Genomic DNA, 21078 nt, shown 5'->3' with positions numbered 1-21078 from the left:
GACGACTCGAAGTCCGCAGATCACATGATTGCCGCGATTCGGACGATCCTCCCGTCGAGCCCGCCAGTTGTGGATCCGCGTCGATATCACCGAAGCATGACGGTTGTGGCCTGTCCTGGCGTAGCCTCCGTCTCGACCCCGTTCGGACTCCTATTACGTGGCCAGGGCATCCACTTTCGGATGCACTCGAGTCAGGAGCTCCATGGGACGGCTCGTCTACGACTCGCGGCTCGAAGTGGCTTTCGAGGACCGCCTCCTCGCCCATCTTCAGGTCGTCATCGGCACCAAGCTCGGTCGGGGCGAGTCCTTTTACTTCTCCTGGAAAGACGCACCAGCCGTGGGCAACGGTCGCACCTCGATCTGGCTGCACCCCACAAGTCCACTGCTCTTCCGGTACGTCAGCGCCGACCGCATGGTTCTCAACCAGGACTGGATGAGGAAATGGATCGCGGCCTCCTACGCACCCGGTGGGCTGCGCCTCGTGACTGAACCGCGGCCGCAGGAGGAACCTCCCGAGCTCCGCCGTGCACTGTCCCTCCCCACGAACCCGCATCGATGACGACACGATGGGGTTGAGTCCGCCGCTGTCCACGTCGAGCCGACCGGTAGACAGGGCGCTCGGAGTAGCGCAAGGCTGAGACGCCGGCCCAGACCCCGCAGGTAAGACCTCCGTAGTGATATGGCGGTGACGCTCGGTCGTGCTTGTGGAGCTCCCGCCGGGGTGCGGCTGCATCACAGCGTTGTGTTCGGGTCACGATGCTGGGTGCAGCCGCACCTCACACCACAGTCGTCGCCATGCCATGGCGGGGCAACACCCGATCCCGGTGTCTAGCTGCCGCGCATCGATGAGAATGATCTCGGGGTCGTGGTGTGGCCGAGAGAATGAGGCATGACCGGTTCTGAGCTCGATCTTCCCGACGGCTACGAGGCGCTCCTCGCAGCACTTCGCGCGGATGTTCGAGGCGCGCAGTATCGCGCACAGCGGGTCGTGAACACGCATCTGCTGGAGCTGTACTGGCGGATCGGTTCGCGCATCCGCGCGCTGCAGCGTGAGCAGGGCTGGGGGAGCCGAGTCATCGCGCGTCTCGCGGAGGACCTGCGCGCGTCGTTCCCGACGATGAAGGGCTTCTCGCCGAGCAATCTGCAGTACATGCGAGCGTTCGCCGCCGCCTGGCCTGAGGGCGACTCAATTCACCAGCAGCCTGTTGGGAAATTGCCGTGGGGTCACGTCATGCTCCTCCTCGATCGGTTCTCGACCGAGGAGGACCGGAACTGGTACGCCGCGGCCGCGGTGGAACGCGGCTGGTCGCGGAACATGCTCCTGAATCAGATCAAGAACCGGACCCGGGAGCGCATCGGCGCAGCGTCGACGAACTTCGAAGCGTCGCTGCCGAAGGCGGAATCGGATCTCGCGCGGCAGATCTCCAAGGACCCGTACGTGTTCGACTTTTTGGACCTGTCGAAGGAGGCGGCGGAGCGGGACCTCGAGCAGGCGCTGATGGACAGGATCGTGGACACGTTGCGCGAGCTCGGTGCGGGCTTCGCGTTCGTCGGCCGACAGGTGCACTTCGACGTTGCGGGAGACGACTTCTTCCTCGATCTCCTCTTCTTCCACACCGAGCAGCTGCGGTATGTCGTGGTCGAGTTGAAGACGGGCAAGTTCGAGCCGGCCTACGCCGGCCAGCTCGGTTTCTACATCGCCGTAGTCGATGACACGATGCGACGCGAGTTCCACAGGCCGACTGTGGGGATCCTGATCTGCGGAAGCCATAACGATCGCACCGTCCGGTACGCGCTGAGCCAAAGCGCGTCGCCGATGGCGGTGTCGACGTACTCCTATGACACGCTGCCGCCAGCGGAACAGGAAGGTCTGCCCAGCGCGGAGCAGATCTCAGCTGCTCTCGACTGGCCCGACGCCGAACCGCACACAGACGAGCAAGCCTGAGGAGCACCGGTTTCCCAGCAGCCTGCTGGAAAACCGGCGCGACCCAGATTGATGGCCTCGCGTCCGCGGCCTGGCCCCGTTCCGAATCTTTGGTGTCGACCTCAGGCGGCGGCCGCCCCCTGATAAGCAAGCACGACGTCAGATGGAGCATCGTCACCCGCGTGAATCCCAAGACCGTGACCGTCGCCATCGACTGGAACGTCGGGACCCGCCTCTACGCCGTCGCCGACGCTGAGGTGCAGGGCCACCGCACCGCCACCGACGTCGCTGCCAGCGTGGAGGCGGTGGCGAGCTGAGCCGGGGGAGGGCCGTCCCTCTGGCTGGTCGGTGAGGGGCGACCCCCTCACGATCCCCGCGATCCCGTTCCTGGAGCGCGAGCTGCACTCGCGCAGCGGCGACGGAGCGCCGCCCAGAGGTCCGGCCGGCGGTGCCGGCCGCTGATGTTCGCCCGTTGGGCTCACGCTTTTTTGCCGGGAAGCCTTCGGCGGCTCGTCCGCTTCGCTCCCTCGTAGCTACCTCCGGGCTCCGTTCAAGTGGCTGCGCCACCGGCTCCTCCGAGACTTCCGGCACGCGGTCGCTGCGCTCCCTTATTTCGCGCCGAAACTCTCTCCCCCACCGCCCTCCGGTTGCACTACGCACTCCGGTCGCTAAGGCGGAAAACCGCCTTCCTTACCGTTATTTCCGTGGATCCGGGGCAGTTGTAGGCTCCGGAACGCGCCAGGGGTCCCGGGTATGGCTGACCGCCTTCAGCCGACTGATGGCACGCCGTGATTAGCCGCCCGGGACCCCGTAACGGCAGGACCGCTCATTGAGAAACGCGACCAGATCGCCCCGTAAGGACATGCCGGCACAGTCGTTCACGGCGCACCGCACCCCTCAACGGAAGGACCCTGCGTGCCCCAACTCTGGGCCGGTATCGACGCCGGCAAGACCGAACACCACTGCGTCGTCATCGACGGCAACGGAACCAAGCTGCTCTCGCGACGCTTCAGGAACCGAGAGGCGGCGATCCTGACCTTGATGGGCGACGTCGCATCCCTGCCGGGCGGCACCGACGTCGCCTGGGCGACGGACCTCAACTATGGCGGGACAGGACTGCTGCAGACGCTGCTCAGCTCGCACGCGCAGCCGCTGTTCTACATCTCGGGCCGCGTCGTGCACCACGCCTCGGGCGCCTACCGGGGTGAGGCGAAGACCGACGCGAAGGACGCGGTCATCATCGCCGACCAGGCGCGGACCCGGCGAGACGTGACGCTGATGCGGCAGGCCGATGAGGTCACCGTGGAGCTGCGCCTGCTGTCGGCGAGGCGGGAGGACCTGGTGCACGATCGCACTCGCGCCGTGAACCGGCTGCGCGCAATCCTGGTCCACTACTTCCCGTCGCTCGAGAGGGCGTTCAACTACGCGACGACCAGGGGACCGTTGGTGCTGCTCACCCGGTACGCGACCCCCGGAGCGATCGGGCGGATGGGTGAAGCGCGGCTGGCGTCATGGTTGAAGGGGCAGGGCTGCTGGAAGTCCGCTGCGGTCGCGAAGACGGCGGTGGAGGCCGCGCGCGAGCAGACCTCGGTCGTTGTGGGGGAAGAGGCAGCGGCTCGGCTGGTCAGCCGATCCGCGCGTGATCTGCTCCGCATCCGTGACGAGGTCGCCGAGCTCGACGCTGAGATCGAAGCCGTTCTGCAGGACAGCAGCTCCGCGGATCTGCTGGTGTCGATTCCGGGGTTCGGGCGCAGGCTCGCAGCGGACTTCCTCGCCGCAACCGGCACTGACCTCGCCGCGTTCGAGACGCCCGACCGGCTCGCAAGCTTCGCGGGCCTCGCCCCCGTGCCGCGCGACTCAGGGAAAATCTCCGGCAACCACCACCGGCCACGGCGCTACGACCGGCGGCTCTTGAACGCCTGCTTCCAGGCAGCGTTCATCGCGTCGAGGAACTGCCCGGTCTCGCGCTCGTTCTACGAGCGGAAACGTGGAGAAGGAAAGTCGCACAAGCAGGCGCTGATCGCTCTCGCCCGCCGCCGCATCAACGTCATCTGGGCGATCTTCCGCGACCAGACGACCTACAACCCCACCCCGCCCCGCCCGGACGATCCCGTCACCCCGCTTCTGCAGCACGGCCCAGAGTCGCCATCAAGGAGCAGACCCGCCATCGCCCTCGGGGCCGCCTGACGCGCCTAGGTAAGGAGCTCGGCCTGGATCCGGGCGGCGACCGCCTCTCGGAGCGGGCGGACGTTCTCAGCGCTCCAGTCAGTCGGGTCGGGGAACTTCCAATCCAGAAACCGGCCGATCGGTGTCGCGGGGACCCTTCTATGGGTTCGAGTCAACTCGAGCGCGTCGGTAGCTCACAGCAGGCTGAGGTGTCGGCGCTGACTCGTTCAACGATGGGCACGCGCTCGCAGTCGAAGAGAGTCGCGGCTGGGTCTGTGACCGGACCCTGCGCGCTACGCTCGCGCGGGAGCTTCACCGTGTTGAGCACGTTGTCACGGACCGGCAGAGGCAGTCGACGCGCACACGACGACCGTGTCGCCCTCGTCGGCGTAATCGGAGAGCTTCCTCATCCCGGCTCACTGAATCGCGGTCCCACTCCCCGAGGGGACATCTGTGACGATGTCCCGCTTCTGGACGCCGGCCGCCGGCGATCGCGTCGAGCTGCGACTGCGTGTCCTCATCCCGCGGGCTCACACATCGCGGACGTCTTCGCCCCGCTCGGCGAAGGCTTTGAAGTCCTCCATGTGCTGCTGCGACTGCTTGCGAAAGACGCCGGGGAGCAGGAGCCCCGTCACGCGCATCAGGAGGCCGTCGAACCGGAACTCGCTCTCGGACTCCCAGAGCGTGGTCTCCGGGGTCGCTCCGGTGAGACGGTCTCGGACTGCGTTCCACGTGCCCGCGCCGACGAGCTCTCGGTCGAAGTGCACGACGGTCCCCTCGGGGAGAGTGTGCAGGTCTGCCGGCTCCTGCCGTGTGATCGTCTCGGTCACCTCGATGGTCCGTTTTCCCGACCGCATCAGGACCCTCGACGTCGTGCCGAGCCGGCCGTGCGATCCGCGTATCGGTTCGTGCAGCACGACGCCTCGCAGCCACTTCGGGATGTGGGCGGGATCAGCGAGCAACTGCGCGACTCTCGCCACGGGCAGTGCGATCTCGATCGAGTTCGTGTACTTCACGAGATGTCTTCCTTTCCATCGCCCGAGCGCGTTCGCGTGCGCAGGGTGGGTCGAGGCGGTCGCCTCGGTCGCCGCCGCGGCGCCGTCGGCTGGATCAGTCCGCTACTGCCCGACGTCCCGGCGTGAGGCGAGAGCGAGGCGTTCGACGAGATCCTCGGGGAGGGGCTTGGTCTCCGGGAACGTGATGCCGGTCTTGGTGGCCTTCAGCCCGAGTGCGTCGATGTCGTCAGCGTGGGCGGTGATGGCGCCCGGGGAGAGATAGAGACCGCACTGCCTCGTGAAGGCGGCGTAGCCGGCGACGATCGAGTCGCCTATCCGGAACCCCGGCATGTCGTGCTGGATGACCTCCTGCGCGTCCGGCAGAGTCCGCGCCAGCTGTGCACGCAGAGAGGTGAGCAGCGGACGGAACCGCTCCGGCGCGGCGGCGATGTAGTCGTCGTGGTTCGAGATCGTCATCTCGTCAGTCTTCGACGGCGAGGTGCCGACTCGCAACCGCATGAACCACTCATGTCGGACATCGAGGGGAGTGGTCGCGCCACTCCGCTTCGACCTCGGAGATCACTGCCGCTATCGCCTCGGGCGCTTCGAGCATCGGGAGGTGCCCGGTGGGCAGCGAGAGGGAGGGAGCTCCGAGCTCGCGTGCGGACCTGCGCTGCAGTGCGACCGGGAGCTCCCTGTCGCGAGCCGTGATCACGTAACGCGCGGACCGTGCACCGAGGGCGGCGGCCGGGTCTCGGAAGAGACGGGGCGACTCTGCGACCATGTCGGCGATCAGCCGCTCGGTGAGATCGGGATGGAGCCCGGCCGCCACACCTGCACGCACCGCCGATGCGGGCGGACGCGTGCCGGCGAGACGCATCACCAGGTCGGTGATGACCCGCTGAGGCAGAGGGAGTGCCGAGAGGAAGGAGCGCCCGGGTTTCGGCATCACCGCGCTCACGGCCACGATTCCGCGCACGCGATCCCCGAGGCGAGCGGCGACGTGTCCGGCCACGCCGCCACCGATCGAGTGCGCTATCACGACGACCGGACCGGTGCCGGCGAGTCCTCCCACCGCGGCGTCGGCGTGGTCACGGATCCGGGCTCGGGACTGCACCGGGCGAGGACCCACGAGGGAACAGCTCCGATCAGGGAGCATCGCGCGCACGTCGTCCCAGATCCAGCCGGGAAGGCCCGCGCCGCTGAGGAAGAGGTAGGTGGTGTCGTCGTCGGTCATGACCTCAGCCTGATGGCTCGAGATGTCACCCCTATGTCACTATTCGGCAATGAATCGAACCGATCGTCTCTACGCGCTCCGTGAGGAGCTCCGTCGGGCCGGCGCGCGCGGGCGCACCGCCGACCAGCTCGCCGCCCTCTTCGAGGTGAGCGCTCGGACCATCAAACGCGACGTCTCCACGCTGCAGGCCGGAGGGTTCCCGGTCTGGGCACGACCGGGTCGCCTCGGCGGATACGTCGTCGACGAGGCCGCCACCCTGCCGCCGATCAACCTCACCGCGACGGAGGTGTCCGGCCTCGCCGCAGCCCTCGCCGCCTCCGAGCGCGGACCGTTCCATGCGGCTGCCGAGGCAGCGCTCGTCAAGGTCCTCTCCGTGATGGAGCCCGGCGCGCGAAGCCGAGCGACGGCGTTGGCGCAGCGGGTGTGGGTCGATCGCGCTGAGGGCCTCGAGATCTCCCCCGGAGTATGGCGCGCCGTCGAGCGATCGCTCGCCGAAGGGCGGGTACTGCGCATCAGCAGCGTCCACAGCGCAGGAGCGCGCGAGACGCGTCTCGACCCGATCGTCCTCGCCCGCACCCGCGGCGAGTGGTACCTCGTCGGACGCGACCGGGCCGAGCAGACCATCCGCTGGTGGCCCGTCTCACGAATCGTCTCGGCGGGCGTTCTCAGCGAAGCCGCCGAGTCGATCCCTGTCGAGACGATCGGCACGCCACCGTCGACCGCCCGAACCATCTCCCAGCAGCCGTGAGCACCCGTCGAAGTCGGGCCGGAGGATTCCGGGAGAGGTGCAGCTGACCCTCCACGCAGAGCGACTGGACCGCACGATTACCCGATCGTTCTCGGATCGCGCTCCCTACCCTGGTGCGAGAGCGGAATCTCGAATCCGAAGCACTCCGCGAGCGCTTGGACGTCGAGGAGGTCTTTCGGCGCCGGCTCCTGGGGGGGGGTCTTGAAGCACAAGCAGTATTGTTAGATTCGATCCATGACTGAGCTGACGATGGACGCGCTTCTGGCGGCAGAGAAGGCGGGATGGGCATCCCTCATGGAATCGCGCGGAGGCGATTTCTACGGTGCCCTGATGACTCCCGAAGCGGTCATGATCCTCGCCGACGGATCGATCCTCGACCGGGACGCGATCATCGCCAACCTCAACGACGCGCCCGCATGGGACGACGTGAACCTTTCGGATGAACGAGTGGTTCCCGCCGGATCCGACGCGGCAGCCCTAGTGTATCGAGCGCGCGCCATCAGGCGAGGCCAGCCGGCGTTCGAGGCACTGATGACGAGTGTGTACTGCCGGACCGGCGATACTGTTCGCCTCTCGCTCTACCAGCAGACCGCCCTCGGCTAATCGACCGGTGAAACGTGAGCGCTGGCACGACGCTGACTCTCCGCGTGTAGTGCCTGGCTGGCGCCCGCGAGGCGTGCAGCCGGGTCACACAGAACGAGTTCGCGACCGTCCGATCAGGCGATGGCCGATGCCTCCGCCTCACGTGCGCGCCCTCCAGGAGGAGCCCTTTTGACCGGACACGGGAAGCGCGACGTGGCGCGATCGCCGCTCGAAGAGAGGCCGTTCGATCCAAACCTGCACTCCTGCGGCACCGTCGACCCGCACGGGGTCGCGGAACTCGCCCATCCCGAGCCGAAATTCTTCATTGGCGGGATGAAGTCGTACGGCAGGGCGGCGACGTTCCTGCTCGTCACCGGTTACGAGCAGGTCCGCTCGATCGCGGATGAGCTCGTAGGTGATCACGCCGCGGCCCGGCGGGTGCAGCTCGTGCTCCCCAAGACCGGCGTCTGCTCGACCGACATCGGATCCGCCGGAGGGAGCTGCTGCTCATGATCGCGGTCTCCGGGCGATGCTCCCCGAGGACTGGACGGCGGTCGAGGCGATCTACCGCGAGGGCATCGCGACCGGGCACGCCACCTTCGAGGCCGAACCGCCGACGTGGGAGGCGTTCAATGCGGGGAAGCTCGACGTCGGGCGCCTGGTCGCCGTCGACGGCGACCAGATCCTCGGGTGGGCCGCTCTCTCACCCATCTCCAGCAGGCCCGTCTACCGCGGAGTGGTCGAGCACTCCGTCTACGTCGCCTCTCCCGCCCGCGGCCGCGGCACCGGCGCGGCACTCCTGCAGGCTCTCATCGACGCCGCAGACGCTGCTGGACTCTGGACGATTCAGTCGAGCATCTTCCCCGAGAACACTGCCAGCCTCGCCCTCCACGACAGTGCCGGCTTTCGCCGCGTCGGTACCCGCGAACGGATCGCGCGGATGACTTACGGACCAGCCGCCGGTACCTGGCGCGACACGATCCTCATCGAACGTCGACGCTGAGCCTGCAGGTCACCGGAGTCGAAAGTGCAGCACCCCGGACGTGTCGACAAGTCGCTCCCCATCGCGGATCCGGAAGGCCAGCTGTCCGTTGGTCGAGACCACCCGATCATCGTTACGAATCCGGAAAGCCAGCTGCCCGGTCTGCACGTCCACGATCCGGGCGTCGCGGACTCGAAACCGAAGCTGCCCTGTACGCACGTCGACAACACGCTTGCCGTCGTAGCGGTCCTCGCTGGCGTTCATGACCACTTCACTCCTGCGGCGGGAGCCGCACGAGCTGATCGTGCCTCAGACCCCCGACACCGCATCGGGTGACTAGGGCGTGTCTCCTATATGTGGTGGGCTCTGAGGGCAAGCGGGCTGATGTCGTCGAAGTCGAGTTCTCGTTCTCGTGTCCTGAACCGATGAGTAGTCAGCTCGTTTGGAGCGGCTGCTGCCTTCCAACGCGGCTGGCGTGGCTTCCGCTCCGGGAGGATCGGCGTATCGCGGTCCTGCCCTGCTTCAGGCGTCCCAGAACGAACTTCAGGTACAGCCATCATGCATCGAATGCGTCGTGGTTCTCGACGCGGTACGTGAGGTGGGTGAGCTCATCCCAGTTGTCGCTGCTCAGCTGCTCAACGCGCACTCGTCCGGCTGGCAGGAGCGGCGTGCCCTCGCCCAACCAGATCGGCGCGACGAAAAGGTCGAGTTCGTCGACGAGCCCTGTGTTCATCAGCGAGTGAGTCAGGGCGAGTGATCCCCACACAACCAGTGTTCCCTCGCCCTCGCGTCGGAACTGACGCACGTGAGCGTATACGTCTGTGATCACGGTGGCCGGGGTGTGCTCACCCCAGGGAGCGGACTGCAGTGTCGTCGAGGCCACCAGCTTGGGGAGCTGGTTCACCTGGTCCGCGATCGGCTCTTCCGCACTGGGCCAGTACTCGACGAACTTGCGGTACGTCCGACTCCCCAGTAAGACCGCAGCGGCGGTGGAGAGGAACTCGGCGTTGTAGGTCTGACTGCGTTGGTCGGTGTCCTCGCTGATGGCGCTCATGATGTCCATCTCGTCGGTTGGTCCCGACGCGTACCCGTCCAGCGAAATCCACTCCTGCACCACGACACGTGGACGATTCGACGATGACACAGCAATTCCTTCCGATTCGAGTACACCAATACTCGCTGGCCGATCGGCTTGCGCACCAGTGTGTTGACAGAGGTGAGTTATGAGGAGATCGCGACCGCGGCCGCTCCGGCAGCGGTGAGGCCGATGCCGATCCATCGGCCGACACCGATCCGCTCCCGCCCGAAGATCCGTGCGTAAATTACGGTGAAAACGGGGTGTGTGCTGCTCAGGACGGCAGCGAGCGTGAGATTCCCCAGCAGGGTGGCGGTCGCATAGGCCAGATCGGATGCGGCGATGCCGACCCCGATCGCCCCGACCCACGCGGCGTCGCGGACTCGCATTCCGACCTTTTGCCCACCCCTGACCCGCGGCACGGCGAGCAGGATCACGACGAGCGTGAAGGCGATCGTGCGATCGACGGTCAGCGCTCCGACTGGGGTGCCGCTTTCTGTGGCTAGGGCGATGAACAGGAGGTACCCGCCGAATCCCGCGGCCGCGAGCAATCCCCATCCCAGCCCCCCGCTACGGGCATCCCCCTCCTCCTGTGGCGTGAGGATGCCCACCACGACCACACCCGCCACGGCGCCAGCTGCGCCGATCAGAAGAAGCACGGACACGCTGCCGCCGGTCACGACGGCGACCGTCGCGGGCACGAGCGGCGCGAGCGCTGCCGCCGGCGCGACCGTCGAGGCACGCCCCCGCGCGAGCCCGAAGTAGAGCGCTGCGGTCCCGATGATCTCCGACATTCCCGCCAGTGCCCCGAACAGAAGCGTCGGCCCGTGCGGCACCGGCTCACGGAGAATGAGCGCCAACGTGGCCAGGATGAGCAAGCCCGCCGCCTGGGACAGGGCGAGCACTGGGTACGCGCCCCATCGGGCGGTCTGGCGACCACCGAAATAGTCGGTGGCTCCGAGACCCGCGCCGGAGAGCAGAGCAAGCAGCGCCGCCATGGATCAGGCCGCAAGCCGCTTCGTCATACGGATCTCGGTGAACTCGTGTCCCTGGATCTCGTCGGTGCGGGTCGCGCCGTCCACGACATAGCCGGCCGCGCCATACACCCGCTGCGCGTGCTCGTTCTGCTCATGCGTCCAGAGGATCACTCGGAAGCATCCGGAGGCGCGAATCGCGTTCTCGGCCCGCTCGAGGAGGAGCCGTCCGATCCCGTGACCGCCGACCTCCGGGTGCACGAACAGCACCCATAGCTCACCCGACTCGGCTTTCGTCCCGACGTACCCGACCACCCGATCGTCCTTTGCGTCGACGGCGACCAAGAGGACATCAGGCGCCTTGGATTCCTCGACGAACGAGTCCCAGAACGCGGGCTCGAACATCGGCACCATCCGCTCGATGTCGGGAAAGTACGTCCACCCATCGAGCACGGCCGCGTCGAAGACGCCACCGATCGGCTGGGCGTCCCCAGGGCGTGCGGGACGGATCTCGACCTCGAACTCGCTCATGCTACTCAGCGTATGGGCGACCGCTCGCAAGCCGCGGAATTACCAGATCCGACACATGGAACCCTCCGCACTGCTTGATTAGGGCGTGTTTCCCATCTGGATCGTGCGGCTCGCGGCAGTCTGGTCGGGTGAGTTCTGTTTCGCGGTTGAGGGTGTTCACTGATCAGCAGTGGGAGCGGATCGAGCCGCTCCTGCTGTCGAACGTGGGGGGGCGTGGGCACCCGTTCGCTGACAATCGCCGCGTGGTCGAGGGCATCGCGTACCGGTATCGAACAGGAATCCCGTGGCGTGATCTCCCGCGTGACGCGTTCGGGCCGTGGCAAACGGTATGGAAGCGTCACCGCCGCTACGCCGGCGACGGCACCTGGGACCGGGTACTCGCACGGGTCCTCGCCGACGCTGATGCAGCCGGCAAGATCGACTGGGCCGTGTCGGTGGATGCGACGATCGCGCGGGCGCATCAGCACGCGACGAACACGACCCGCCCGGAGCAGGACACAGGGGGCAGGATCGAATCACAAGAATCTTCCTTGGCACGAGGTTGAACCGGCCGGGCATGGCATCGGCCGTTCCCGCGGCGGATTGACCACGAAGATTCACCAGGCCGTCGACGGGCGCGGCCGACCGCTGGCGTTGGTCATCACCGGCGGGCAGCGTAACGACGGAGCCATGCTCGCTCACGTGCTCGCCGAGATCTACGTCCCCCGGCTCGGGCCCGGGCGTCCACGGACGCGGCCCGACGCGGTCATCGCCGATCGCGCCTACACTTCCGGCGTAATCCGAACTGAGTTGCGCCGCCGCGGGATCCGTGCGGTCATCCCAGAAAAGAGCGACCAGATCGGCGCCCGCAAACGTCGCGGACAGCGCGGTGGCCGACCACCCGGTTTCGACGCCACCGCCTACTGCGGTCGGAACGTCGTGGAGCGCTCCTTCGCACTTGCCAAGCAATGGCGTGGCCTCGCCACCCGATACGACAAGCTCGCGATCACCTACCGGGCCGCCTTCACACTCAGCGCCATCCTCACCTGGCTACGCCATATGGGAGACAAGCCCTAGGTCGGGATGCGACCGGAGATGACCGCTGCCGCGACGTCGACCATCACGTCGCGACCGGCAGTGAGGAGCCCGTCTCGGATCGCGATCAATCGGTTCCGTTTGGGCGAGTCCATCGGTGCGTTGTCCACCAGGGCATCAAGAGCAGTGATGAGTCGTTCTGCGGCGACGTCCGGACTCGGCCACTGGCCGACCGCCTCCAGTCCTTCCGGGCGGATCCCGGCGACGTAGTTGTCGCGACCGTCGTACGTGCTCGCGTCCTTGACGACGAGGTGTCGATGGCCGAGATTCGTCAACGCGAGAACCACATCCCGTCGCGATCGGCCACAGAAGGTAGCGATGTCGCTGGACTGCAGGAGATCGTGCTCCTCGAGTAGCCGGGCGACAGCGACCAGAACGGGGTAGTCCCGGGTAGTCCAGACGTCATCCAAACGTGGCAACTGATCCATATCGCGACCCTAGCTGCAAGGCGGACGCCGACCTCTGGTCGGCGCGGTGCTGTGCGCTTCGCGCCTTTTTGCCTGGAAGCCTTCGGCAGCGTACGGGCCTCCGGTGTCCGTGCAAGCCGCTGCGCGGCCGGCTCCTCCGAGGTTCTCGGCACGCGGTCGCTGCGCTCCCTCCCATCGCGCCGACAACCTCTCCCCCTCCGCCCTCCGGGTTGCGCTCCCGCCTCCGACCCTGCTCGGCACGACGTGCCTTCCAGGCAAAAAACGCTGGGAGAGAAGGAAGAACGACCGAGACAGACAGCCCTCGCTGGCTTGACAAACCTGATTGAGAATCCCGGCAAAGAAACGGGGGGAGAGAGAGAACAACATGACCATCAACACGGGCCAGGCCACCCCCGAGCAGCTCGCGCTCATCTGCACCACGCAGCGCGCGGCCAGCGCGGACTACGACACCGCCACCGACGCGGAGATCCTCGAGGACGCCCGCAACACGCTCTGCCCGCCCGGGACGGCCGCCCCCGGAGCGCTGGCGATCGAGCAGGACGGATCCCCGTTCGCGGAGGCTTTGATCGCCTTTCTCGCGCCTGCTATCGACTCCAGGGGAGTGACACCCGACGCACCGGCGCCGAGCGTGGAGGAAGCCCTGGCGGCGTTCCTAGACATGTTCGCGAGTTGGGACCTTGCCGGGGACGTCGCTGCGCGGCTGAACTGTAGTGAGGTCGACGCCCTCGCCGGACTCCTGCGAGCCGCAGGCAGGGGAGAGGCCGCAAACTTGTGGATCGCGGAGCACGCCACCGACGACGACGAGGGCGACGCCTACCACACCCCGGAAGGAACCCAGCGATGACCAAGCCGGAAAACACCGAAGCCGTCACGACGTACCTTGCCGCCGATGCTGACTACAGCGAAGCGGTCGCCACGTTCCTCGCCGCCGCTGACGCTTACGCCGCAGCTCTCGCGAGCGTGGACGTTGCGAGGGCGATCGCGCCGACACTCTCCTGCGCGAAGGTGACCGTAATCGCGCAGATGCTCGAGAAGGCCGGTCACCACGAGGCGGCCGACTGGTGGCTCTTCATGCACTCCACACAGGGCAACATCGACGAGTTCGACGACCACGCCGACTACTGGAAGGAGGCGGACCCGTGGCTCTGACCGTCTACTCGAAGCCGTCGTGCGTGCAGTGCACCATGACCTACCGGGTGCTCGAGAAGAAGGGCATCGAGTACACCACCGTCGACATCACGACCAACCCCGCCGCGCTCGCCTACGTCACGGAGGAGTTGGGCTACTCCGCGGCCCCGGTGGTCGTTGCGAGCGACGAGGACCACTGGTCGGGCTTCCGCCCCGACCTCATCGAGAAGCACGCAGCGTGACCGGCCCGGACGCCTCGAGCGACGAGTACCGGGCCGGGTACCTCGCCGGTCGCGCGGACCGTCAGGGCGAGGTCGACTGGTTGGAGAACGAGGCGGATCGGTACTACCGCCTCGCCTACGGCGACGAGCGGCGTCTCCCGAGCGTCGCCGTGACGCGCGCCGAGCTCGAGCAGCGCAGGGCGCTGTCCGAGCCGCCCGTCGAGGTCACCCGGCGCGACGCTCTCGCGTCCTGGGGCATCGAGACGCCCCCCACCGACACCCCCGCGGCCGATGCTGCGAACGAGATCCCGCCGACGTCGACGGGACGACCCACGAACCGAACGAGCAGGAGACGACAGATGAGCACCAGGACGATCACCGGGAACCTCGCCACCGACCCCGAGGCCGTGCAGGCGGGCCGCGTGCAGATCGTGAAGCTGCGCGTGATCGAGAACACGGGAGAGTTCCGCGGAGGGGAGTGGACCGCGCACGAGGCTCCGACGACGCACTTCGTGGAAGCGAAGTTCGAGCTGGGCGAGCACGTGCTCGCCTCCCTTCACAAGGGCGACGGCGTGATTGTCGTGGGTTACGAGCACACTGTCGCCTGGGGTGAGGGAGAGAACCGCCGCACCGGCCGAGTGGTCGAGGCCGACGCGATCGGCCCCAACCTCACCCGCGCGACCGCCGTCGTCACGACGGCCGAGCGCCGCACCCAGCGCCGCAGCGCCGCCCCGGCCGCCGAGTAGATCGAGAGCACTCATGTACGACTCCCTCCTCGCCAACGTCCTCACCGGGATCGCCCTCGTCCTCCTGTTCGCCGGTGTCGTGACGCTGTACCGCACGCCCGGCCGGAACCTTCCGAGGCAGAGCGGACGCACCGCTCGCAAGCTCTTCCGCGCCTACGTCCTGATGGAGGCCGGGATGGGTGTCTGGATTGCCGCCGGATGGGTCGACGGAACCGACGCCGCCCTGGGCAAAGCGTTCGCGACCGCCCTCTACATCGGCCTGTTGTTCTTCGTCATCCCGAGGATGAAGCGGCTCGTCCGCATCGCGGACGAGAACGACGCCGAAGCGCGCGCGAACGTCGAATAGCCCCTACGCCGAGCCGCCGTCGACCCGGAGCACGTACACGATGACGTGATCCTCTGGGATCTCCGCGCGCACTTCCGCGATCGCATCGGCGCTCGTCGCCGCGCTGCTGTGCACCACCGTCGATGCCGATTCCGCGCGCGTCCGGTGTGCCAGCTCCCACATGCCGCCATCGTCCCATCCGGCGCCGACAGCGGCTCTCAGCTCTCGGTGGGGGAGGGCCGGCGGTGCCGTCCCGTGAGGGGCCGGCCCCTCACCCTCCCCGGTGTTCCGCCCGGGGCGGGGTGCGCTTCGCGCACGTCGCCTGCGGCGACGGGGAGCCGCTGCGCGGCGCTGCTCCGAGGTTTTTTGTTCCTCTCCGCGGTGCAAACCTATTTCGCTCCAGCGGCTACGTGCCACCTATTCCGAACGCGGTTGCAAGCTCCCTTATTTCGTTCGGAATAGGCGTCACTCCGCCGCCTCCACTCAAACGGTTCTTCCCGCCGGAGAGGCACAAAAAAACGATCAGACAAGACGAAAGCCCCGTAGTTGGACTAGAACCACGGGACCCGTCGCGTCGATCCTCGCACAGGGAGAATCGCCATGACCAGCACGACCACCGCCCGCAAGACCACCGCCAAGAAGCGCGCACTCCGGACCACGCCGGAGGAGCGCCGCGAGCAGGCCGCCGCGCTGCACGAGAGCATCACCGAGCAGGTCGAGGCGCTGCGCGACTCCGACCAGTGGCGCCGGTTCCTCTCGTTCGCGTCCTCGTTCCACCGCTACAGCCTGGGCAACCTCCTGCTGATCCTCGCTCAGCGCCCCGACGCCTCCGCCGTCGCCGGATTCCGGGCGTGGCAGGCGAAGGGCCGCCAGGTGCGCAAGGGCGAGAAGGCGATCAAGATTTTCGGCTTCGCTCAGCGGAAGGTCGCCGCCGACGAGGAGGCCGAGGAGGGCACCACGACCAGCACGGACGAGAAGGGGCAGAAGGTCCAGACCTACTACCCGCTCGTGTCCGTGTTCGTGATCGAGCAGACCGACCTCATCGAGGGCGCCGAGGATCCTCGCGACATCGCGCAGAAGCTCACCGGCGCCGAGGATCACGGCGTCATCGAGGCCCTGACGGCCGCTCTCGAGGCCGAAGGATGGACGGTCGAGAGTCGCACCCTCCCCGAGGGAACGCACGGCTACGCCCGCCCCGAGGACGGTCGTCGTCTGCGACACCCTCGCGCCGGAGCAGGCCGCGAAGACCCTGATCCACGAGACGGCGCACGTGCTGATGGGTCACGTTGACGACCTGGAGGAGTACGCGCAGCACCGCGGAGTGATGGAGGTCGAGGCCGAGTCCGTCGCGTTCGTCACCGCCGGGCTGGCCGGGTTCGACGCGAGCGCGTACAGCGTCGGCTACGTCGCGTCGTGGAGCAACTGCGACGCCGACGTGATCCGCGGCACCGCCGCGCGCGTGCTCACCACCGCGCACCGCATCGCCGCGATCCTCGACGCCGACGACCACGAGAGCGAGGACGGCGAGAGCTGAGAGGCGGCGGGCCGGCCTTCGGGCCGGCCCGTGAGGGGCGACCCCCTCACACTCTCTAATGGTTTCGGCTGGCCTGGTGCTGGCTGTCAGGCTGGTTCTGGCTCGCTCGGGCGTGACTCATCACACTCGTGACCGCAGTGTCTTGGCGGGGACCCGTCCGTTCGAGCAGCCAATACCGGCGTGACGCTGCGATGGCTTGATAGAAGGTTGTCCGCGACTTCGGTCGCGTGACTCGTTAGAGAGATGCCTCCGCGGCGCATCCCACCCGGATGACCCCTGAGGAGAAGAGGCCGCATGATCGTCGCCCACCACTACGACCACGTCGTCGGAGTCGACACCCACGCCCGAACGCACACCTACGCGATAGTCGCCACCAAAACCGGCGAGATCCTCGGAACGAAAGCGTTTCCGGTCACGACGGCGGCGATCGATAGAGCGATCGCTTGGGCACGAGATCTTGCGGGTGGGTTGGTGCTGTTCGCGATGGAGGGCACAGGCTCCTACGGTGCATCGTTGGGCCGGGCATTGAAGCGTGCCGAGGTCGCATTTTGCGAGGTACGTCCGCCGAAAAAGTCGAGCCGCGTCCGCGGCAAGACTGATGAGATCGACGCGATCGCTGCCGCGACCTCGGCGATGGGCATCGAGCTCGACGCACTGATCCGCCCGAAAGCCGACGGGCTACGCAACGCACTTCGCGTGAGGCTCGACGCTCGCCGCGACATGGAGATCCGTCGCACAAGCGCACGCAAGCAGCTAAATGCGCTGGTCCGCACCGCAGACTTCGGCCTCGACACCAGGCGAGCGCTCACTGATCGCGGGGTGCAGAAGCTCGCCGACTTGGACGTACACCATGACGATGTTGCGCAGCGCATCATCCGAGGCGAGGCCGTTCGACTGGCGTCGACGGTGATCGAATTGGGGCGACAGATGCGCGAGAACCGCGAAGCTCTGGCCGAGCTCGTCGAGCTGCTCGCACCTGGCGTGCAGCAGATCTACGGCGTCGGTCCGGTGACCGCGGCTGTTGCGATCGCGGCCTACTCCCACCCGGGTCGGGTGCGAAACGAGGCGGCTTTCGCTGCCCTCGCAGGAGTGAGCCCAATCCCGGCGTCGTCAGGTAACACGACTCGACACCGCCTCAATCGAGGCGGTGACCGGCAACTGAATCGCGCGCTCGACGTCGTCGCCCGTGTGCGCATGGTGTCAGAGGAGCGCACCCGTGCCTATGTCGATCGCCGCACCTCTGAGGGCCGCACGGCTCGCGAGATCCGGCGGTGCGTGAAGCGGTACATCGCTCGCGAGATCTTCAAGGCGCTGGAGGCCCGGATGGGAGCATCCTCGGCCACTGCGTGATCGTTTGTCCGCAGTTGCTGGCCGCGCCGCCGAGGTGCGATGGGATCGCGCTGGCGAATCGGCCTGCACTCCACCGATACGTTCCTTGCGCCGTCGGTGACTGCCTGGCTGTCAGTCGTCTCGCGGTGTGGAGGTCAGCGCAGAGACCAGGGCTGAGACGAGCCGCGGTAGCGCGTTGGGTTCGGCGGACGCGTGGGCGGGGTCGAGCTGCCCGATCGACAACCCGCGGCAATCGGGACGGCTGAGGAGTTCGACGAGTGCGGGCTCGAGGAGGGCGATGGTGGGTCCGCTGTTGCGCCCGTTCACGTTCTCAGCGATCGGCGCGTCGAGGAAGTCGAGGACGTCGACGTCCAGATGCACGACGAACGGGCCGGGGGAGAGGATCCCGAGCGCTTGTCGCGCCGCGCCTCGAGGGTCGTCGCAGAGTGCCGCTTGATCGACGATCGCGAGACCGAGGGCGCCGGCCTGCTCGCGTTCCCACTGGGTCGTCTCCCGCGTGGGGTCTGCTCCGAGATACACGAGATCCGGAGGCTGCAGCAACGGCCGCCGGCCGGCCGCCACGACCAGCTCGGCGGCGGCGCCGTCGAGGGCCAGAGCGTGCGCCATGCCCATCCAGCTGAGGGAGCCCTCCGTGGTCGAGTGCGGCGTGTTCAGGTCCAGATGCCGGTCGATGTAGACGAGGCGTGGGCGCTCCCCGCGTTCCGCCATCGCGGCGCACAGGCCGACGGCGACCATGCAACTGCCACCGAGCACCAGGATCCGCTCACCCTCCGCTAACAGCCCCGCAGCGGCCGCGGAGAGCTCGAGCATCGCCTTCGCCTCCTCGCCCACGTTCTGCGCGAACGGACTCTCGCGATCGGGCGACCATCGGCGCATCGTCAGATCGCCCGTGTCGACGACCTCGGCGCCCGCAGCCCGCAGTGCCGCGATGAGTCCTGCCTCCCGCAGCGCGGCGGGCGCCCGCTCGACGCCCACGCAGTACGCGCCGGCGCTGTTCGGCACTCCCAGGACGGTGACCTTCATCGGATGCTCCTCTCGAGGATGTTAACCGCGCCGCCCGACCGGGCGCGGGCGCGGTTAGTCCGTGGTGTCGCCTCGGAGGCGCTGCTTGACCGCGCGCTCGGTGAGCACGGAGAGGTAGTCCTGCACCGGTCGGTCGACGAGCTTGGTCAGCTCCTCGCGCACGAGCGCCTCGACTTCGGCGCCGGAGTGATCGGGGAACTTTGCGCGCACTGCGGCGGTCGCGTCGCGGACGACCTGGTCGGCGTCGAGGTCAGTGGTCATGACGTCAGCTTGAACGAGGATCGCGGCGACGTCCAGAGGGCCTCGCGGGGATGCAGTGGTCGGATCTTGATCCAGCCGCCCGAAGGCGGGACGCTGGGGCGGCGATCGGTGAACTCGTCGTTCCTGACGCGCGAGGAGGGTCGGATGGGGAAGATCGTCGTCAGCAGCATGGTGAGCGTCGATGGCTATACGGAAGGCGCCGGCGGTGATGTGTCGCAGATGCCGATGGATCTCGCTTTCGCTGAGCACAACGCGGATCGGGTCCGCGCGGCCGGCCGTCTGCTCTTCGGAGCGGTGAGCTACACCGGGATGATGCAGTACTGGCCGAAGCAGGTGGACGATCCGGAGGTGATCCCGGAGGACCGCTACGTCGCGTCCCGTTACGCGACAGATCTCGGTATCACCGTGGTGTCCGACAGCCTCTCGCGCGCTGATATCGCCGTCTGGGGCGACCGCACCGAGATCGTCGCGCGCTCGGTCGCGCACGATCATCTGAGGAGGCTGCGGGAGACCGAGACTGGTGACATCCTCGTGTTCGCAGCCGCACCCTCTGGACCGATCTGCTCGCTCACGGCCTGGTGGACGAGCTGCATCTGCTCGTCGGCCCGAAGATCGTCGGAGGCGACGCCCGCGCGTTCACCGGCCTCCCGCAGATCGATCTGACGCTGCTCGGAGTGCGCACGTGGAAGGACTCGAGCACAGTCGCTTTGTCCTACCGCCCGAGCAATGCGCGCGCGGGGACCCCGCGCGACGTCGACTACAACTGACGAGGCCGCATCAGGGTCGCCGTCACCGTTCAGTCGACCCGGGTGGCGACACGGTCGCAGAGGGTGACCCACGCATCGTCGGGCCTGAATTCCCAGTGGTGGGTCTGTGTTCGGCCGTCGGCACTGAAGGTGATCGTCGCTCGTTCCGTCTCGCCTGAGAACGTCCAGACCTGTCCGTCGCGACGGACGAGGTACTCGCGGGCGAAGCCGTGATTCTCGATGCTCCAGGAGAAATAGGTCTCCCGCTCGGGGTCCCAGCCCAGGAAGCTCATCGTGTCGAACGGACCGTTGGCCCGCTCGTCCTGGACGACGAAGAAGTCTCCGGTGTGCCACCTCGACGAATGGACGCTGCGCCATTCGGTGCCCTGCCGGTCCGCCCCGTACGCCGTTCCGGAAGCGCTCCAGTCGCCGAGAAAGACCGCTAATGCCTCATGCTCGTTCGCCATGCCCGACATCCTCCCTGACGTGCAAGGGCGCGGCAAGACGTGCTCGAGCGGCCCACTCGGCGGAGGTTTGTACTTGTTCGGCATTCGCTTGCACACTGGCGGCATGAGCAGCGAAAACGACGTGCGCCGGCTGGCGCTCGATCTGCCCGGAGTTGAGGAGCGTTCCGCCTACGGCACTCCCGCGTTCTACGCCGGGCCGAAGATGTTCGCCCGACTGCACGAGCAGACCAGTGTGCTCGTCTGCTGGCGAGTAGATCTCGGCGAGCGGGAGGCGCTGCTGCAGGAGGACCCTGACACCTACTTCACCACCGTCCATTACGACGGGCATCCGAGTGTGCTCGTGCGCCTCGAGCGTGTCTCTCCCGCTCGCCTCGGCGAGCTTCTGCGCGACGCGTGGGAGGCACGCGCTCCTGAGCGACTGCGCCGCGCCGCCCCGTCTGAGTGAGCGGCGCCGACGAGAGTCGGCCGCGCTCCTCGGCGATCCATTCGGCGAGGGACGGACGGGCATCCCGGTGAGCCATGCCTGGCACCGCCGACGTGGGGCCGGGTATTGCGGCAATG

30 protein-coding genes and 2 pseudogenes are annotated in these 21078 nt (G+C 67.4%); 20 read left to right on the top strand and 12 right to left on the bottom strand.

The window, feature by feature from the left end; translation table 11 throughout:
• Positions 1-202 precede the first annotated feature (202 nt).
• From C1I63_RS18910 to C1I63_RS18900, 4 genes and pseudogenes are all read left to right on the top strand, one after another.
• Entirely contained in the window at positions 203-559 is a 357-nt protein-coding gene (locus C1I63_RS18910) for a DUF7882 family protein (protein ID WP_204162183.1), read from the top strand.
• 330 nt (positions 560-889) lie between these two features.
• Positions 890-1945: a PDDEXK nuclease domain-containing protein gene (locus C1I63_RS18905; RefSeq protein ID WP_107576105.1), complete on the top strand. Its 1056-nt coding sequence runs from the start codon at positions 890-892 to the stop codon at positions 1943-1945.
• Between the two features lie 161 nt (positions 1946-2106).
• On the top strand, positions 2107-2241 hold the full coding sequence (locus tag C1I63_RS20305; protein WP_268893237.1) for a hypothetical protein: 135 nt from the start codon (positions 2107-2109) through the stop codon (positions 2239-2241).
• A gap of 598 nt (positions 2242-2839) precedes the next feature.
• Positions 2840-4012, top strand: a pseudogene (locus tag C1I63_RS18900) (IS110 family RNA-guided transposase); the annotation flags it as partial.
• Positions 4013-4620: 608 nt separating this feature from the next.
• Here C1I63_RS18900 and C1I63_RS18895 read toward each other — a convergent pair.
• The 3 genes from C1I63_RS18895 to C1I63_RS18885 form a co-directional block, all read right to left on the bottom strand.
• Entirely contained in the window at positions 4621-5106 is a 486-nt protein-coding gene (locus tag C1I63_RS18895; RefSeq protein WP_107576104.1) for an SRPBCC family protein, read from the bottom strand.
• A 102-nt stretch (positions 5107-5208) separates the two neighbouring features.
• Positions 5209-5562 (bottom strand): iron chaperone, encoded by a 354-nt coding sequence (locus C1I63_RS18890; protein WP_107576103.1) that lies wholly within the window; start codon positions 5560-5562, stop codon positions 5209-5211.
• 49 nt (positions 5563-5611) lie between these two features.
• Positions 5612-6322, bottom strand: a complete 711-nt coding sequence (locus tag C1I63_RS18885; RefSeq protein WP_107576102.1) for an alpha/beta fold hydrolase — start codon at positions 6320-6322, stop codon at positions 5612-5614.
• Positions 6323-6371: 49 nt separating this feature from the next.
• Between C1I63_RS18885 and C1I63_RS18880 the strand changes: the two genes are divergently transcribed.
• From C1I63_RS18880 to C1I63_RS18865, 4 genes and pseudogenes are all read left to right on the top strand, one after another.
• The gene (locus C1I63_RS18880; RefSeq protein ID WP_107576101.1) at positions 6372-7070 is read left to right on the top strand and encodes a helix-turn-helix transcriptional regulator; all 699 of its coding nucleotides are present in this window, start codon (positions 6372-6374) and stop codon (positions 7068-7070) included.
• A 234-nt stretch (positions 7071-7304) separates the two neighbouring features.
• Positions 7305-7673, top strand: a complete 369-nt coding sequence (locus C1I63_RS18875; protein ID WP_107576100.1) for a DUF4440 domain-containing protein — start codon at positions 7305-7307, stop codon at positions 7671-7673.
• Between the two features lie 219 nt (positions 7674-7892).
• Positions 7893-8165, top strand: a pseudogene (locus C1I63_RS18870) (flavoprotein); the annotation flags it as partial.
• Between the two features lie 16 nt (positions 8166-8181).
• Positions 8182-8655 carry a GNAT family N-acetyltransferase gene (locus C1I63_RS18865; RefSeq protein WP_107576099.1) on the top strand — a complete coding sequence of 158 codons (474 nt, stop codon included), beginning with the start codon at positions 8182-8184 and terminating at the stop codon, positions 8653-8655.
• 9 nt (positions 8656-8664) lie between these two features.
• On the opposite strand, the gene C1I63_RS18860 is transcribed toward C1I63_RS18865, so the two are convergent.
• From C1I63_RS18860 to C1I63_RS18845, 4 genes are all read right to left on the bottom strand, one after another.
• Entirely contained in the window at positions 8665-8898 is a 234-nt protein-coding gene (locus tag C1I63_RS18860) for a hypothetical protein (RefSeq protein ID WP_211315694.1), read from the bottom strand.
• A 292-nt stretch (positions 8899-9190) separates the two neighbouring features.
• A complete protein-coding gene (locus C1I63_RS18855; RefSeq protein ID WP_170116443.1) occupies positions 9191-9751 on the bottom strand; it encodes a dihydrofolate reductase family protein in 561 nt (186 codons plus the stop codon).
• A gap of 104 nt (positions 9752-9855) precedes the next feature.
• Positions 9856-10707 carry a DMT family transporter gene (locus C1I63_RS18850; protein WP_107576097.1) on the bottom strand — a complete coding sequence of 284 codons (852 nt, stop codon included), beginning with the start codon at positions 10705-10707 and terminating at the stop codon, positions 9856-9858.
• 3 nt (positions 10708-10710) lie between these two features.
• Complete coding sequence (locus C1I63_RS18845; protein WP_107576096.1) at positions 10711-11214, bottom strand: GNAT family N-acetyltransferase; 504 nt, start codon at positions 11212-11214, stop codon at positions 10711-10713.
• 128 nt (positions 11215-11342) lie between these two features.
• On the opposite strand from C1I63_RS18845, the gene C1I63_RS18840 reads away from it, so the two are divergent.
• Positions 11343-12270, top strand: a protein-coding gene (locus C1I63_RS18840; protein WP_107576095.1) for an IS5 family transposase whose coding sequence is annotated in 2 segments (ribosomal slippage) — positions 11343-11714 and positions 11716-12270 — 927 coding nt in all. Because the reading frame shifts where the segments join, the coding sequence is not laid out codon by codon here.
• Here C1I63_RS18840 and C1I63_RS18835 read toward each other — a convergent pair.
• Positions 12267-12716 carry a hypothetical protein gene (locus C1I63_RS18835; RefSeq protein ID WP_146168501.1) on the bottom strand — a complete coding sequence of 150 codons (450 nt, stop codon included), beginning with the start codon at positions 12714-12716 and terminating at the stop codon, positions 12267-12269. The two genes, C1I63_RS18840 and C1I63_RS18835, sit on opposite strands and share 4 nt — an antisense overlap.
• A 364-nt stretch (positions 12717-13080) precedes the next feature.
• On the opposite strand from C1I63_RS18835, the gene C1I63_RS20025 reads away from it, so the two are divergent.
• The 5 genes from C1I63_RS20025 to C1I63_RS18810 are packed head-to-tail and all read left to right on the top strand — an operon-like array spanning position 13081 to position 15157.
• Positions 13081-13560, top strand: coding sequence for a hypothetical protein (locus C1I63_RS20025; RefSeq protein ID WP_211315693.1), 480 nt, complete (start codon positions 13081-13083; stop codon positions 13558-13560).
• Positions 13557-13865: a hypothetical protein gene (locus C1I63_RS18825; RefSeq protein ID WP_107576093.1), complete on the top strand. Its 309-nt coding sequence runs from the start codon at positions 13557-13559 to the stop codon at positions 13863-13865. Before C1I63_RS20025 ends, C1I63_RS18825 begins: the two co-directional genes overlap by 4 nt.
• Positions 13856-14086: a glutaredoxin-like protein NrdH gene (nrdH, locus tag C1I63_RS18820; RefSeq protein ID WP_107576092.1), complete on the top strand. Its 231-nt coding sequence runs from the start codon at positions 13856-13858 to the stop codon at positions 14084-14086. The genes C1I63_RS18825 and nrdH overlap by 10 nt, the downstream gene beginning before the upstream one ends.
• Positions 14083-14811 (top strand): single-stranded DNA-binding protein, encoded by a 729-nt coding sequence (locus C1I63_RS18815; RefSeq protein ID WP_107576091.1) that lies wholly within the window; start codon positions 14083-14085, stop codon positions 14809-14811. The genes nrdH and C1I63_RS18815 overlap by 4 nt, the downstream gene beginning before the upstream one ends.
• Positions 14812-14824: 13 nt before the next feature.
• Entirely contained in the window at positions 14825-15157 is a 333-nt protein-coding gene (locus C1I63_RS18810) for a hypothetical protein (protein ID WP_107576090.1), read from the top strand.
• A 3-nt stretch (positions 15158-15160) separates the two neighbouring features.
• Here the strand turns inward: C1I63_RS18810 and C1I63_RS19885 are convergent, their stop codons facing one another.
• Positions 15161-15319 (bottom strand): hypothetical protein, encoded by a 159-nt coding sequence (locus C1I63_RS19885; protein WP_159989463.1) that lies wholly within the window; start codon positions 15317-15319, stop codon positions 15161-15163.
• 417 nt (positions 15320-15736) lie between these two features.
• On the opposite strand from C1I63_RS19885, the gene C1I63_RS18805 reads away from it, so the two are divergent.
• The 3 genes from C1I63_RS18805 (at position 15737) to C1I63_RS18800 (ending at position 18020) form a co-directional block, all read left to right on the top strand.
• Entirely contained in the window at positions 15737-16426 is a 690-nt protein-coding gene (locus C1I63_RS18805; RefSeq protein WP_236553723.1) for an ArdC family protein, read from the top strand.
• Positions 16413-16670: a hypothetical protein gene (locus tag C1I63_RS20215; protein WP_483407222.1), complete on the top strand. Its 258-nt coding sequence runs from the start codon at positions 16413-16415 to the stop codon at positions 16668-16670. Before C1I63_RS18805 ends, C1I63_RS20215 begins: the two co-directional genes overlap by 14 nt.
• 294 nt (positions 16671-16964) lie before the next feature.
• A complete protein-coding gene (locus C1I63_RS18800) occupies positions 16965-18020 on the top strand; it encodes an IS110 family RNA-guided transposase (RefSeq protein ID WP_107576089.1) in 1056 nt (351 codons plus the stop codon).
• Between the two features lie 111 nt (positions 18021-18131).
• On the opposite strand, the gene C1I63_RS18795 is transcribed toward C1I63_RS18800, so the two are convergent.
• The gene (locus C1I63_RS18795; RefSeq protein ID WP_107576088.1) at positions 18132-19043 is read right to left on the bottom strand and encodes an arginase family protein; all 912 of its coding nucleotides are present in this window, start codon (positions 19041-19043) and stop codon (positions 18132-18134) included.
• Positions 19044-19097: 54 nt separating this feature from the next.
• Positions 19098-19304, bottom strand: a complete 207-nt coding sequence (locus C1I63_RS19880; RefSeq protein ID WP_159989462.1) for a three-helix bundle dimerization domain-containing protein — start codon at positions 19302-19304, stop codon at positions 19098-19100.
• A gap of 144 nt (positions 19305-19448) precedes the next feature.
• Between C1I63_RS19880 and C1I63_RS19875 the strand changes: the two genes are divergently transcribed.
• Both C1I63_RS19875 and C1I63_RS20460 read left to right on the top strand, forming a co-directional pair.
• On the top strand, positions 19449-19967 hold the full coding sequence (locus C1I63_RS19875; protein WP_170116442.1) for a dihydrofolate reductase family protein: 519 nt from the start codon (positions 19449-19451) through the stop codon (positions 19965-19967).
• Entirely contained in the window at positions 19883-20071 is a 189-nt protein-coding gene (locus C1I63_RS20460) for a hypothetical protein (RefSeq protein ID WP_170116441.1), read from the top strand. The genes C1I63_RS19875 and C1I63_RS20460 overlap by 85 nt, the downstream gene beginning before the upstream one ends.
• Positions 20072-20100: 29 nt before the next feature.
• Here C1I63_RS20460 and C1I63_RS18780 read toward each other — a convergent pair whose 3' ends face one another.
• Positions 20101-20517, bottom strand: coding sequence for a DUF1579 family protein (locus C1I63_RS18780; RefSeq protein ID WP_159989460.1), 417 nt, complete (start codon positions 20515-20517; stop codon positions 20101-20103).
• Between C1I63_RS18780 and C1I63_RS18775 the strand changes: the two genes are divergently transcribed.
• Positions 20516-20962 (top strand): MmcQ/YjbR family DNA-binding protein, encoded by a 447-nt coding sequence (locus tag C1I63_RS18775; RefSeq protein ID WP_236553722.1) that lies wholly within the window; start codon positions 20516-20518, stop codon positions 20960-20962. The two genes, C1I63_RS18780 and C1I63_RS18775, sit on opposite strands and share 2 nt — an antisense overlap.
• Positions 20963-21078 lie beyond the last annotated feature (116 nt).

Source organism: Rathayibacter caricis DSM 15933 (genome assembly GCF_003044275.1).
In the GTDB taxonomy this organism is placed as follows: Bacteria; Actinomycetota; Actinomycetes; order Actinomycetales; family Microbacteriaceae; genus Rathayibacter; species Rathayibacter caricis.
The sequence above is the reverse complement of the archived record's forward strand: the minus strand, read 5'-3'. Positions and strand labels throughout refer to the sequence as shown.